Genomic DNA, 12,754 nt, shown 5'->3' with positions numbered 1-12,754 from the left:
GGACTTCACTCGACTCCTAGTCCAAGGTCCGGCGGAAGCGGCGGACGGCGATGAGCATGGCCACACCCATCAGGCAGGCGAGGGCGATGGTGTCATAAGCAAGCGTTTCGATACTGGCGCCCTTCAGCATGATCGCCCTGACGATGCGGATGTAGTGGGTGAGGGGCAGGGCCTCACCGATCCATTGCGCCCATTTCGGCATCCCGGCGAACGGGAACATGAAGCCAGACAACAGAATATTCGGCAGGAAGAACATCATCGCCATCTGCATGGCCTGCAGCTGATTGGCCGCGATCGTCGAGAAGGTGTAGCCGATCGAGAGATTGGTGATGACGAAAAGCGTGGTCGCGGCTGCCAGCGAAGCAGGATTGCCGAGAATTGGCACTCCGAAAACGAGCAGACCGGCGGTGATGATCAGCAGCGACTGGACAAGGCCGATCAGCACATAGGGCGTGATCTTGCCCAGCATGATTTCGAGCGGCTTGATCGGCATCGAAAGCAGGTTCTCCATCGTGCCGCGTTCCACTTCCCGGGTAACCGAGAGGGCCGTGAAAATCAGCAATGTCATGGTTAGGATGGTACCAAGCAGGCCAGGCACGATGTTCAGGGTGGATGAACCGGCTGGATTGTAGCGACGGTGCTGGACGATGGAAAACGCGGGCTTGGTCGGCTCGGTGAACTCGACCTGCCGGTCGTTCACAAGCGCCGACGTCACGATGCCTGAAAGCGCACCCAAAGCCGAGCTTGACGCGACGGGATCGGTCGCATCGGCGGCGACCAGCAGTGAAGGCGTATCACCGCGGCGAAGTGAGCGTTCGAATCCCTCGGGAATCTCCACGACGAACAGCACCTTGCCGGATTCCAGAAGCGAATCCATGTCTTCGGCTCGGGTTACGACGGAACGGATCTCGAAGAAATCGGTGTTCGCAAGGGCCGCCAAAATCGACCGGCCGACATCGGTGTTTTCGCGCATCAGCACTGCGGTCGGCAGGTTGTGCGGCGTCGTGTTGATGGCAAAGCCAAATAGGAACAGCTGCATGATCGGCAAGGCAACCATCGTTGCCAGCGTTATGCGGTCGCGGGTCATCTGGATGAATTCCTTGATGGTCATCGCCCAGAAGCGCCCGAATGAGATGCCGTGGCCGTTCGTCGTTGTCATTGGAAATTGTCCTCGGAGCGGCGCATCAGGTCGATGAAGGCATCCTCCAGCGTCGCTTCGCCCTTTTGCCACTTGAGATCGGGCCGTTCCCGATAGGGCGCGATTGCATTTTCGAGCGCCTGTGGGTCCCGGCCGGCAACATGCAAGCTCGTCCCGAACGGGGCGATCATGTCGACGCCTGGCTGGTTCTCGAGTTCTGATTGAAGGCGGTGCACGTCCGTTCCCGAAACAGTCCAGGTGACGAGCCCGGTGCCGGCGATCACCTCGTCCACCGTTCCCTGCGCAAGCAATTTGCCATAGGCGATATAGGCGATCTCATGGCAACGCTCTGCCTCGTCCATGTAGTGGGTGGACACCAGGACGGAGAGGCCTTCGGCGGCAAGCGCGTGAATCTCATTCCAGAAGTCACGGCGCGCCTTGGGATCGACGCCTGCCGTAGGCTCGTCGAGGAGAAGCAATGCCGGTTCAGGTAGGATGCAGGCGCCCAGCGCGAGCCGCTGCTTCCAGCCACCGGAGAGCTCTCCAGCAAGCTGCCCCTCGCGGCCCTTCAGGCCCAAACGTTCAATCGCAGCAGTGGCTTTGCCGCGAGCATCGGCAAGGCCGTAGACGCGGGCGACGAACTCAAGGTTCTCCCGGATCGAGAGATCCTGGTAGAGCGAAAATTTCTGCGTCATGTAGCCGACGCGGCGACGGATGCGGTCGCTCTCGGTGAGGATGTCGAAGCCAAGGCAAGTGCCGTCACCGCTGTCTGGCGTCAGCAGGCCGCAAAGCATGCGGATCGTCGTCGTCTTGCCGGAACCGTTCGGTCCGAGAAAGCCGTGAATCCGGCCCTTTTTTACCGACATCGATACGTCGTCGACGACCTTGCGGCTGCCGAAAGTCTTGGTGAGATGATGGACATCGATCACAGTCTCAGGACTGTCGACGGCCGGTGCCGTGTCGCTCATGGGCGGGCTCCCGCAGTGACATCCACCGGCTGGCCGGGGCGCAGTGCCTTTGCATCGGCGGGGATCGCCTCGACGCGGTAGACGAGTTTGGCGCGCTCCTCGAGACTATAGATGACCGGCGGCGTATATTCGACAGTCTTTGAGATGAAGCTGATCTTCGCATCGGTTGGCTGGCAGGCATTGCAGGCGACGCGGATCGATTGATCCAGCGAGAACAGCGCGATCTCGGTCTCGGGCACGAAGAAGCGAATACGGACGTTCTCGGGCGGCAGGAGCGCGACGATCGGCCGGCCGGCAGGGACAACCTCGCCGGCGCGGTAATAGATGGTCTCGATACTGCCGACTGCTGGAGCCGAGACGAAACGGCGGGCGAGCGCGGCTTCTGCTGACGCGAGGTCCGCTTTCGCCGCGGCAACGGCCTGCCGCGCTTGGCGCAGCATCTCGACGCGGGCAGGCATGTTGCCAAGCGTGATTTGGCTGCGGACATTATCGAGAGCGGCACGGTTGGCAGCCTCGGTGGCCGTTGCGGTATCGAGACGGGCCTGTGTCGCCGTACCACGTTCGACCAGAACGCGGGTGCGGTCGAGGTCCTGCGACGCAAGCGCCAGCCGTGCGACTGCCTCGCGTTCGCTGGCGCGCAGCATGTCCATCTCCTCCGGGCGCTTCTGGGCCGCCTCGGCGAGTTCGAGTTCGGCCTGCAGCCGGGCAAGCGACGCGCGTGCCGAGCCAACAGCGGCCTCCTCGGTTTGAGAATCCAGGCTGAAGAGCGGTTCGCCGGGAGCAATTGCCTGGCCTTCGGCGACATCGAGCTTGACCACGCGACCGCTCGTGTCGGCGCCAATGAACAGCGTGTCGGCCTCGACCCAGCCCTGGTAGGCGCGCTGCGACTTGTCGGAGAACAGAAGAGGCAGGGTGGCGAGCGCCGCAGCGGCCACGATCGCGACAATAAGGAGCCGTTTCATTTCGCGCCTCCTTCCGGCACGAAGATCGTGTTGAGGAACGTGTCGAGAAGTTTCTGCGCGTCGAGGTGCTCGTACCCCTCAAAAAGCGTTGCCCAAACGACCGTCATCAAGGCGGGAGCCATGACCAGTTGCGGCACTTCTGCGACTGCAGGATTGCGCAATTCACCGCGAGCTGCAGCGCGTCCAAGCACGACGCGCAGGATCGCGAGACCCTTGGTGATGATTTCGCGATGGTAGAACTCGGTTACAACAGGAAACATCGGGCCTTCGGCGAGGATCAGCCGCAGCATGTGGCGACGCTCGGTCTCGAGGACTTCGCGCTTGAAGAGGGAATAGAACATGGAGACCACGGTGCGCGCCGGGATCGTCTCGTTCTGGATCATGCCGCCGACCTCGCCAAGGATTGGTGAGGCGATGCCGGACACAAGCTCGATAAACAGCCGCTCCTTGTCGGGGAAGTGCAGGTAGACCGTACCCTTGGCGATGCCGGCCCGCGCAGCGACATCCTCCATGCGTGTTGCTGCGAACCCGCGTTCTGCAAAACAGGCAAGGGCAGCCTTCAGGATCTCGGCCCGACGTAGCTCAGGGTCTCGTCTCTCGCGTTTTTTCTCTGGCATTCATTCTTAGCCTTCAATATGACTGACTGGACAGTCATTAACACAATGGGTGGCTGTTTGCAACGGTTGTCCGACGGAGCGCATCTGCTCGCAGTTTCGAAACCAGAAGGAACAGGATATGGAAAAGCCCCGAGACGCCGACTTCAGCGATTGCCGATCGGTTGGCTAGGAGGGGTGTCGCACGGATAGGGCGCAGCGAGGTATTCGCAGCGGAAACGATATCGACTCAATCCAAAGGAGGGGTTTAGAGGCGTGTGCAGAGAAATAATTAACCTATACGCGAATTTGACGGAACATTAGGGGGTTCGAATGTTTTTATAGGTGTAGATCGGCAGATGGACACCCACTCTTGGTTGCTCAACCGACGAGCATGAAGTGCGCGCTTCATTTTTCTTTGCCGAAGCATTGGGCCTCGGCTGGAGACAATGGAGGATGACAATGCAGTGCTATAAATCGGCCGTTGCCGCGGTGGCGCTTGGCTGCGCGACCATTATCGTTCCGATGCAGGCAGACGCCTTGGATATCGGCGGCAACAATGGAGTCAGTATCGGCAGCAATAGCAATGGAGGCCTCGGCGTGTCCGTCGGGGGTGCAAGTGGCATCAACGCCAACATCGGCGGCAGATCCAGCGGTGGACTTGGCGTCGATGCTTCGGTGGGCGGGGCCAGGGGCATCAATAGCAATACATCTGTCGGCGGGAGCAGCAGCAGGATCGGTGTCAGTACGACGGCCAGTGTTGGCGGCTCCGGCGGCATCAATGCTGATGTCAACGCTAATGTCGGGGGCTCCAGGCTTGCGACCGCCAACGCGACGGTAGGGGCGGGCGGAAATACGCTGCTCGATGCCAGGCTTGGGGTGCCTTCGGTAAATGATCCCAATTCAGGCGGGTCCGGCGGTCCTGGCGGTTCCGTTGGCGCGAATGGAGCGAGCGGTTTAGGCGGTTCATCGCCTACCAAGCCGGCGTTGACAGCTATCAACGACATGTCGGCCATGGATCGGGCGAAAGCAAAGCTCCGTTGCAAGGACGTGCTACGCTCGGGCGGATATGAGGCGAGCCTCACGAAACTCTGCAAGATGGTCGTGTCGATGCCTTAGCGGAACGGCACAGGATTTCAGTGGGAGGGCGCGAAGCGGCGCCCTCTTCCGTCCGAGAACCATTGCCTCGATAAACCCGGCGAGCGTTGCCCCGGCGTCGCCGCGGCGGCCCTTGCGCTGTCGTGGTAGCCGTTTCCTCCCTAAGTTGCCAAACACGCTCAAATGTCAGAAGTTTGCGCATGCAAGGGAACAGCGGACGTCTGCCGGGGCAGCCTAGACCATGACAACAGCCTCCGATTCCACAGATCCGACCAATCACCGCGACGCGCAAATCTGCCGTGGGTGCTGGGATCAAATGCGCGTGCCGATCCCGATCCGGGGTGCGCTCGCGCTGCCGTTCCGCATGTTTGGTGTTACCCGCAGCAAGATGAACCCGAACATCTGCACGATTTGCGAGCGCTCGTTTCGCTATGTCAAGAAACAGCGCCATATCGCCGCCACGGTCACCATTCTGTTCGCCGACATCAGAGGGTTCACGGCTCTTTCCGAGCAGATCGAACCGGTCAGATTGAGTGACATCGTCAGCTTGTTTCAGGATCGATGCGCGCAGGCGGTCTGGGCTCATGACGGGATCGTCAACAAGCAGATGGGCGACGGATTGATGGCGATCTTCAATTTTCCCATCTTGAGAAAGGATCACGCGGCTGCCGCTGTCATGGCTGCGATGGATATACAACGGCGCTGCAAGACGGCCCTCGAAGCTTTGGATGTGGATCACCACGTGGGTGTGGGAGTTGGGATCCACAGCGGCGAGGTTGAAATCGGTGAGTTTTCGAGCTTCCGGAGCGATTTCACGGCGATCGGCGGCGCTGTCAATCTGGCGGCCAGATTGGAATCTCAGGCGGGCGCAGGCGAGATCGTCATGTCGCCGGAAACGGTCGTTCAGGCCGGGCCGCTGGCGGGCGGGGCGCACGTCCGTCCGCTCACCCTGAAGGGCATAGAACTGCCGGTGCAGGCGAGCGTGTTGGTTGGGACTTGATTTGCACTCGTGCACCTCCCGCGCCCACCAAGCATCGCGCAGTTATCGCGACCAAGGTCAGGTTGCTAGAACCACGGTCGCGATCCGAGGCGATCGGATTGGAGGGCACGCGCGAAGTCGGCGCCTTGACGTATAGATGCTATGCTGCATTGTCCTCAGCGCGGGCAGGAGGCGACATATCGACGGCCATAGCGATCCCGATAGTAGCACTGGCCAGGCTGCCCGGCGACGTTGCCGATGACGGCGCCAGCGGCGCCACCGATTGCGGCGCCCACTGCGGCACCGCGGACATTTCCGGTCGCCACGCCGCCGATGACTGCGCCCGAGGCGGCACCAATGCCTAAGCCCTGCTCAGTCGGGGTGCATCCGGCAAGCGTCACTCCTGCCAGAAGCAGCAAAATCGATAGACGTTTCATGTCGTTTTCCTTCTGATTGAGGTCGCACGCGCATTGGTAGATAGGGGCATTTCGGAAAAGACAATCGCTGCTTTAACCGGCTGCCCACGCCGGCTTCTTTCGATCAATCGATGCCGGGCCTCCATTGCCTAATGGGCTGCTTGCGCCAGTTAAGATCGGGTTGCAACGAAGAGCAGGATCCCTGTGATGAACGAGCGTGAAGAGAAAATCCGTCACCGCGCCTACGAGATCTGGGAGCAGGAAGGCCGCCCCCACGGCCAGGACATGAAGCATTGGCTGCAAGCTTTCAAGGAATTCGGCGAGCAGGTCGATGCCGCGGCCGCTCGCGTTTCGACAAAGTTGACTGCCAAGGCTAAATCCGCCAAGCCGCGCGCACCGGCGAAATCCGCGGCCGAAAAGCAGCCAGGAAAGAAGACAAAGGTGGCTGCCATCGCAATAACCGCGGCTCCGGGGGACAAGCCTCGTCGCGCTCGGTCTCCGAAGTCCGTGACGACACACTAGATCATACCCCGCAGCGTTGGTCGCTGTAGGAGGATGTATCCGTGCCATATGACGTGCGCCGCCGGGGCGTGTGATGGGATTTGCGCGTGATCTGCGGAAGGTGGCCAAATCATCTCAGCCACCCTCGCCCAAAGCGGGGCTACGCCAGCACCTTGGCCTCCACTGCGGCTGCAACGAAAGCGTCTCTGGAGGCTTCCAGGTGCGCGAGATAGTTCATGGCTTCCACACATCTGCGCTTCGCCGCTTCCAGATGCATGCTGTTTTCGATCGGCCACCTGTGTTCCAGATAGTCAACCGCTTCTGCCGGACCATGGATATGCTCGGAGGGGCGCGCGCCAATCCGGATAGCCACCGGCGCGGCCCATCTTGGTTCGGTTGCGTGGCTGATAGTGTTCATGATGAACCTCCTCGTTGCCAACAAGCGATACCGGGGATGTAGGTATTCGTCGCAACCGATCAACACCCGTCATGTCGGAGTATCTTGTTCCTCATGCACATACTGGCCGAGGCAACCGTCGACCAGTCGGCGCGGACTAATCAGTGGACACTCGGCAGCTTGGCTAAGACCGCGTAGTCCTCGGCCACGAGCTCGCTTATTGCGATCAGTACCTCTTCGGCGGTAAAGCCGGAGGCAATTGTCGTTCGGATCAGATCCTGGAGATCCGGTTCGATCACATCGCGGCAATCTTCCAGCCGTTCATCCGAAACAGTCAGGCTATGCAGTTCTTCCATCATTGACCCTTCTCGGGTTGGGGCTGTCACCGACGACGTCGGCGACAGCATCGTGACAAATTATCGGGCCGACGGGCGCCGTTTGGGCGAGGCCAGGAGGCCCTCCCGCTGCAATCTCTTCCGGGCGGCTTTGCGCTGTCTGGCGATAGCCTGCGCCCGTTCGCGTACGCGGCGCTCCGATGGTTTCTCGTAGGCTTTGCGTGCCTTCATTTCGCGGAAGAGCCCCTCGCGCTGCATCTTTTTCTTCAATGCGCGCATGGCCTGTTCGACGTTGTTATCTCTGACGATGACCTGCATGTTTTTCTCCTTGTTCTTGAGGGTCGGCATGCCTCTCAGCCAAGCTGTTCGGCAATCAATTCCTGCAATTCACGACGCGTGAGTAGGCAGGGGTAAGGTTTCCAGTTCTCGTCCGGGTGGCGAGCAGCGTCATCGCGCTCGCGCGGACACGCTGCCGGAGCAGCAGGCGTGTTTGGTTTGTTCAATTAAAGTCCTTTGCCGCGTAGGCGGCATTTCGACATGGCGCCCTCGGCTTCCATCACGCGAACGGAGGAAACACAGCAAAATGCGACGCTGTCGCGTCGACCATGTCAGTTAGAGTTTTGGGTGACCGACCTAAGATGGGAACACGGAACGCGCGTTGCAAGGCTTCCGTTCGAAGCGCCGTTTAGGTGCCGGTCGTGTCGAGGGTTTTGGCGAGGTCACCGCAAAACAGACGATGTGAGTTTTGCAGTGACCTCTTGATGACTAGGAAATGTAATCATCCAAGCACATGCTACTCGAAGTGACGGAACATGGAATTTACCAGATACGGTAATCCACATGTACTTTGGGGGCACGGGGGCGGTGCATATGAGCCTTTCGGTGGTATCGTGGGTTTGAATCACGAAAACGTGGCTCGTACCGACCCTATTTCGGATGATGTCTCTATCGCGCTGCCGGTGTCCCAGCAGTGATTCGCCCACGCATTACGATCGTATCCGATTAAATCGCATATTGACATTGTTGCCCCTTCCGTTTATTTACGGCGCATACGAGTTACTGGTGCGCGAATTGAATTCAGCGAAGGGATTTGTCTATGTGGCACGGGAACAGGTTCATGCCCTCGATGGAATCGGGCACTACAATCGCGCAAGCAGATGCCCTGACGGCCGGCAATCATCCGAACGCGTCCCCGGCCTATGGCGAGTTCACGAAGATGCTCGATCCCTCCGTCTACGAAGCGTTGCCCGATGATTGGCTGATCGGCATCACCGATGTGGTCAGTTCGACGTCGGCGATCAAGTCGGGGCGGTACGAAGACGTCAACTACGCTGGTGCGTCGGTGATCGCCGCAGTCGGAAATGCCTGGGGCGACTTCGATTTTCCCTTTGTGTTTCGCGGCGACGGGGCTGCGTTCGCGCTACCGCCGCATGGGATCATGACCGCGATTTCGGCAATGCGGCAGGTCGCAAACTTCGCAAGGAGCAGTCTTGACCTTGCCCTTCGCGTCGGTTTGCTGACTGTCGGCGAAATCCGTTCGAACGGGCATGATGTGCGCATCGCACGGTATGCCGCCTCTGAAAGTGCAACTTACGCGATGTTTGCCGGCGGTGGTCTCAAGTGGGCCGAGCGGCAAATCAAGAGGGGGCGGTACCTGGTGAAGCCGGGCAGCTACACGACGGAGCCTGATCTGACCGGGCTGACCTGTGATTGGAAGCCGTTTCCCAGCCAGCGAGGCGAGATCCTGTCGCTGTTGGTCGAACCATATGAACATACCAGTCCTGAGGCCTTTGCGTCGCTGGCCGGTTGCGTGCTTTCCGTTCTGGAGGCCGGCGCGCAGCACGCCCAACCTTTGTCCCGGGATACAGCCGTTCCCAGGGACGGTACTAGGTCTTTGGATATCGAAGGCTGGTCAGCGGTTGCTTCAAACTCGGACTTTCGCAAGTACGACGATGGCCTGCGTCTTACGCTCGACTGCACGCCGGAGCAGATCGAAACTGTCGAAGCCATGCTCGTTGCCGCAAAGGCGCGTGGCGAGATTAACTTCGGACTGCACCGCCAGTCTCACGCGTTGATGACCTGCTTCGTGCCTTCCGGGCGCCCCGAGTCGCACTTGCACTTCCTGGATGGCATGGGCGGCGGGTATGCCAAGGCAGCCGAGATGATGGAGGCAGAACTGCTTCCCTTGGTGTCATCGCGGTAGGACGAGGGCTCCTGTCGCAACGGGCGTCGGTCCAAAGGCCGGCGCTTTTTATCGCGCGAACATTTGCGCAAAGGGGAGTTGAGCGCCGAAACAGGCGCTCAATTGCATTGAAATCAGCGCTTCGTGGCGTTGTCCTGCGTTCTCTTCAGCAGGTTGTTGCGTAGACGCACGACGGATTTCTGAACGACGGGAAAATCCTCCCCGAGGCCCGTGGCTTCGACGAGTGGTGCGCCGGGATCAGCCGCGACGAGATCGCGTCCAGCCGGCGTCAGGCTCAGGCGCACTTGCCGCTCGTCAGCGGAATCACGTTTGCGCTGGATATAGCCGAGAGTTTCAAGTTTCTTCAGCATCGGGGTCAGCGTGTTTGACTCCAGGAACAGCTTTTCGCCGAGCGCTCCCACGGTCTGGTCGTCCTGCTCGGAAAGCGCCACCATCGCGATGTACTGCGTATAGGTCAGATTCAGCTTATCCAGAATCGGCTTGTAGGCGCGCCCGAAGGCAAGGTTTGCCGAATACACGGCGAAGCAAAGGAAGTTCGAGAGCTTCTTGTCGTTGCTCTCGGTCTCGCCGGAGGAGGGCATCCCAGTCTCTAGGGTTTTTGCGGTTTTGGACGTGGACATAAGGATATCCTGTTCGATTGTTTGTTCTATATATAAATCGCATCCGATTAAATCGCAATGCTATTGACATCGACTTTCTGCTTAACTATTTCAATCGCATCCGATCTAGGCGGATGCGATCAAAAGAGTAAAGCGAAGGATTTTGTGATGACTGAGAAGCTTCTTTTTTCCGGCAAGACTCACAACAAGGGCGGTCGCGACGGTTTCACCCGCAGCGGCGATGGCGAGCTGAATCTTCAGCTTTCGCAGCCGCATCCGGCCGCCGAGCATCTCTTTGGTGCAGCATGGTCGGCCTGCTTCATTGGCGCGATCGAGCTCGCGGCGTCACAGAGGAAGATCAAGCTGCCCGTCGATCCTGAGATCGATACGGAAATCGATCTGAACGTCGACGGAGGTTCCTTCTTTCTGCGGGCGCGCCTCAATGTGAGCGTGCCAGGCATCGAGCGCGGTGTCGCAGAGGAGCTGATGCATGCAGCGCACGAGATCTGCCCGTACTCCAAGGCAACCCGCGGCAACATCGACGTGTCGCTGACCCTCGTCTGAGCGAGGCTCGTAGCGACGCCGATATCAAGGCATCGCCGATCTTAACCATCGTGCATGGAAGCGCCCGGCCTTTGCGAAGAATGCGCCAGGCACCCGAATGAACCTGAACACTTAGGAGGACGTCATGTCAGCTCTATTATCATCGGTCACTCGACGGAGCCTGCTCGCTTCTGCGGCGGTTGCGGGTGCAGTCAGTCTCTTGCCGGCTTCGTTCGTTGCTGCGGCCGGCAACGGCAACGCAATCCGGCCCTTCCAGTTCAAGGCAACCGACGCGCAGCTCGCAGACCTGCGCCAGCGCATCAACGCCACCCGATGGCCGGAACAGGAAACCGTCAACGACAGTTCACAGGGCGTCCAGTACGCAACGACGCGAAAGCTGGCGGAATACTGGGCAAACGACTACGACTGGCGCAAGGTCGAGGCCCGGCTGAACGCCCTGCCGCAGTTCATGACCACGATCGACGGGCTGGATATTCACTTCATCCATGTTCGCTCCAAGCACGAAGACGCTTTGCCCCTGATCGTCACACATGGCTGGCCCGGCTCGATCATCGAGCAGTTGAAGATCATCGAACCGCTAACCGACCCGACGGCGCACGGCGGCCAGGCCTCGGACGCGTTCCACTTGGTCATCCCGTCGCTGCCCGGTCACGGCTTCTCGGGCAAGCCGACGAAGACGGGTTGGGACCCCATTCGCATTGCGCATGCCTGGATCGAGCTGATGGATCGGCTTGGATACACGCGCTATGTCGCCCAGGGCGGTGATTGGGGCGATGCCGTTTCGGAACAGATGGCGGTGATTGCACCGCCGCAATTGATCGGCATTCACGTGAATATGCCGGCCACCGTTCCCGATGACGTTGCCGCGGCATTGCAGCTCGGCGGCAAACCGCCGGCAGGTCTCTCGGCGGATGAACAGCACGCCTACGCGCAGCTCGACGATTTCTACAAGCATGGCCTTGGCTATGCGCTCGAAATGGCGAACCGCCCGCAGACGCTTTATGGAATCGCGGATTCGCCTGTTGGTCTCGCCGCATGGATGCTCGATCACGATATCCGCAGTTACGAAATGATCGCCCGTGTCTTCGACGGGAAAGCGGAAGGCCTGACGCGAGACGACATCCTCGACAACGTCACGCTCTACTGGTTGACGAATACCGCCGTCTCGTCGGCGCGACTCTATTGGGAAAACAAGCTCGCCTTCTTCGCAGTCAAGAATCTCCAGATACCGGTCGCTGTCAGCGTCTTCCCGGACGAGATCTATGCGGCTCCGCGCAGCTGGGTGGAGCGGGCCTATCCCAAGCTCATCCACTTCAACAAGCTCGACAAGGGCGGTCATTTTGCCGCCTGGGAACAGCCAGAGGCCTTCTCCGAGGAGGTTAGGACCGCCTTCCGGACGTTGCGGTCATAGCCACACCCGGATGGCGTCATCCGTCCTCTCGTAACATTAAACTGTGTTCCGGAAATCGCCGGAACACCCAGGAGACCAAGATGCGTGATGTCGTCGATTTTGGATTCGATCTTACTCCTCCAACGCGAGACCAGATGCAGGAGCTTGTGGCGGAGCTCAGCGAGGAGGACCGCCATTTGCTGCTCGAGCATGGGGAGGAGGCGCCGTTCTGTGGGGTGTTTCTGCATGAGCACCGCGAAGGGCTTTATACGTGTCGCCTTTGCGGCCTTCCCCTGTTCAAGGCCGTCGAGAAATTCGAGAGTGGCACCGGCTGGCCGAGTTTCACCGCCCCTGTCGAAAGCGATCATCTGCGGCGTATTCGCGACACGCGCTACGGCATCGTCAGGACCGAGATCGTTTGCGCACGGTGCGGTGCGCATCAGGGGCACGTCTTCCCGGATGGCCCGCCTCCGACGGGCGAGCGTTTCTGCATCAATTCAGGATCGCTCGAATTCACACCGAAGGGCGAGCCGCTTCCTGACAAGCTTGGCCGCGGCGGTCCAGAAGGCAAACCTGCGCGGTAGTTGATTGCCACCACGGCGGTAGCGGTA

16 protein-coding genes are annotated in these 12,754 nt (G+C 59.9%); 7 read left to right on the top strand and 9 right to left on the bottom strand.

All coding sequences use genetic code 11. From position 1 onward, the window contains the following. Positions 1-16 precede the first annotated feature (16 nt). Genes FHT97_RS09835 through FHT97_RS09820 form a run of 4 tightly spaced genes read right to left on the bottom strand, consistent with a single transcriptional unit; the run spans position 17 to position 3,685 of the window. A complete protein-coding gene (locus tag FHT97_RS09835; RefSeq protein WP_183861717.1) occupies positions 17-1,159 on the bottom strand; it encodes an ABC transporter permease in 1,143 nt (380 codons plus the stop codon). Continuing rightward, positions 1,156-2,106, bottom strand: a complete 951-nt coding sequence (locus FHT97_RS09830; protein ID WP_183861714.1) for an ABC transporter ATP-binding protein — start codon at positions 2,104-2,106, stop codon at positions 1,156-1,158. The genes FHT97_RS09835 and FHT97_RS09830 overlap by 4 nt, the downstream gene beginning before the upstream one ends. Next, positions 2,103-3,068 carry an HlyD family efflux transporter periplasmic adaptor subunit gene (locus FHT97_RS09825; protein WP_183861712.1) on the bottom strand — a complete coding sequence of 322 codons (966 nt, stop codon included), beginning with the start codon at positions 3,066-3,068 and terminating at the stop codon, positions 2,103-2,105. Before FHT97_RS09825 ends, FHT97_RS09830 begins: the two co-directional genes overlap by 4 nt. Next, complete coding sequence (locus FHT97_RS09820; protein WP_183861710.1) at positions 3,065-3,685, bottom strand: TetR/AcrR family transcriptional regulator; 621 nt, start codon at positions 3,683-3,685, stop codon at positions 3,065-3,067. The genes FHT97_RS09825 and FHT97_RS09820 overlap by 4 nt, the downstream gene beginning before the upstream one ends. Positions 3,686-4,123: 438 nt before the next feature. On the opposite strand from FHT97_RS09820, the gene FHT97_RS09815 reads away from it, so the two are divergent. Continuing rightward, positions 4,124-4,780, top strand: a complete 657-nt coding sequence (locus FHT97_RS09815) for a hypothetical protein (protein ID WP_183861708.1) — start codon at positions 4,124-4,126, stop codon at positions 4,778-4,780. A gap of 220 nt (positions 4,781-5,000) precedes the next feature. After that, positions 5,001-5,759, top strand: a complete 759-nt coding sequence (locus tag FHT97_RS09810; RefSeq protein ID WP_183861706.1) for an adenylate/guanylate cyclase domain-containing protein — start codon at positions 5,001-5,003, stop codon at positions 5,757-5,759. Positions 5,760-5,914: 155 nt separating this feature from the next. On the opposite strand, the gene FHT97_RS09805 is transcribed toward FHT97_RS09810, so the two are convergent. Next, entirely contained in the window at positions 5,915-6,175 is a 261-nt protein-coding gene (locus FHT97_RS09805; protein ID WP_016555051.1) for a YMGG-like glycine zipper-containing protein, read from the bottom strand. A gap of 186 nt (positions 6,176-6,361) precedes the next feature. Between FHT97_RS09805 and FHT97_RS09800 the strand changes: the two genes are divergently transcribed. Then, positions 6,362-6,676: a DUF2934 domain-containing protein gene (locus tag FHT97_RS09800; RefSeq protein WP_183861704.1), complete on the top strand. Its 315-nt coding sequence runs from the start codon at positions 6,362-6,364 to the stop codon at positions 6,674-6,676. 139 nt (positions 6,677-6,815) lie between these two features. Here FHT97_RS09800 and FHT97_RS09795 read toward each other — a convergent pair whose 3' ends face one another. From FHT97_RS09795 to rpsU, 3 genes are all read right to left on the bottom strand, one after another. Beyond that, positions 6,816-7,073, bottom strand: coding sequence for a DUF982 domain-containing protein (locus FHT97_RS09795; RefSeq protein ID WP_183755500.1), 258 nt, complete (start codon positions 7,071-7,073; stop codon positions 6,816-6,818). A 140-nt stretch (positions 7,074-7,213) separates the two neighbouring features. Next, positions 7,214-7,408, bottom strand: a complete 195-nt coding sequence (locus FHT97_RS09790) for a hypothetical protein (RefSeq protein WP_183862015.1) — start codon at positions 7,406-7,408, stop codon at positions 7,214-7,216. A gap of 60 nt (positions 7,409-7,468) precedes the next feature. Further along, positions 7,469-7,705, bottom strand: coding sequence for a 30S ribosomal protein S21 (gene rpsU, locus FHT97_RS09785; RefSeq protein WP_016555047.1), 237 nt, complete (start codon positions 7,703-7,705; stop codon positions 7,469-7,471). A 799-nt stretch (positions 7,706-8,504) separates the two neighbouring features. Here rpsU and FHT97_RS09780 point away from each other — a divergent pair. Next, entirely contained in the window at positions 8,505-9,590 is a 1,086-nt protein-coding gene (locus tag FHT97_RS09780) for a DUF3095 family protein (RefSeq protein ID WP_183861702.1), read from the top strand. Positions 9,591-9,703: 113 nt separating this feature from the next. Here FHT97_RS09780 and FHT97_RS09775 read toward each other — a convergent pair whose 3' ends face one another. Next, positions 9,704-10,210, bottom strand: coding sequence for a MarR family transcriptional regulator (locus tag FHT97_RS09775; RefSeq protein ID WP_183861700.1), 507 nt, complete (start codon positions 10,208-10,210; stop codon positions 9,704-9,706). 147 nt (positions 10,211-10,357) lie between these two features. Between FHT97_RS09775 and FHT97_RS09770 the strand changes: the two genes are divergently transcribed. From FHT97_RS09770 to msrB, 3 genes are all read left to right on the top strand, one after another. Continuing rightward, complete coding sequence (locus FHT97_RS09770; RefSeq protein WP_183861698.1) at positions 10,358-10,753, top strand: Ohr family peroxiredoxin; 396 nt, start codon at positions 10,358-10,360, stop codon at positions 10,751-10,753. Between the two features lie 124 nt (positions 10,754-10,877). After that, entirely contained in the window at positions 10,878-12,164 is a 1,287-nt protein-coding gene (locus FHT97_RS09765) for an epoxide hydrolase family protein (protein ID WP_183861696.1), read from the top strand. Between the two features lie 80 nt (positions 12,165-12,244). Further along, complete coding sequence (msrB, locus tag FHT97_RS09760) at positions 12,245-12,727, top strand: peptide-methionine (R)-S-oxide reductase MsrB (protein WP_183861694.1); 483 nt, start codon at positions 12,245-12,247, stop codon at positions 12,725-12,727. Positions 12,728-12,754: the final 27 nt, after the last annotated feature.

The organism is Rhizobium sp. BK399, assembly GCF_014194695.1.
Lineage (GTDB): Bacteria > Pseudomonadota > Alphaproteobacteria > Rhizobiales > Rhizobiaceae > Rhizobium.
This window is presented reverse-complemented; position numbering and strand designations above follow the sequence as displayed.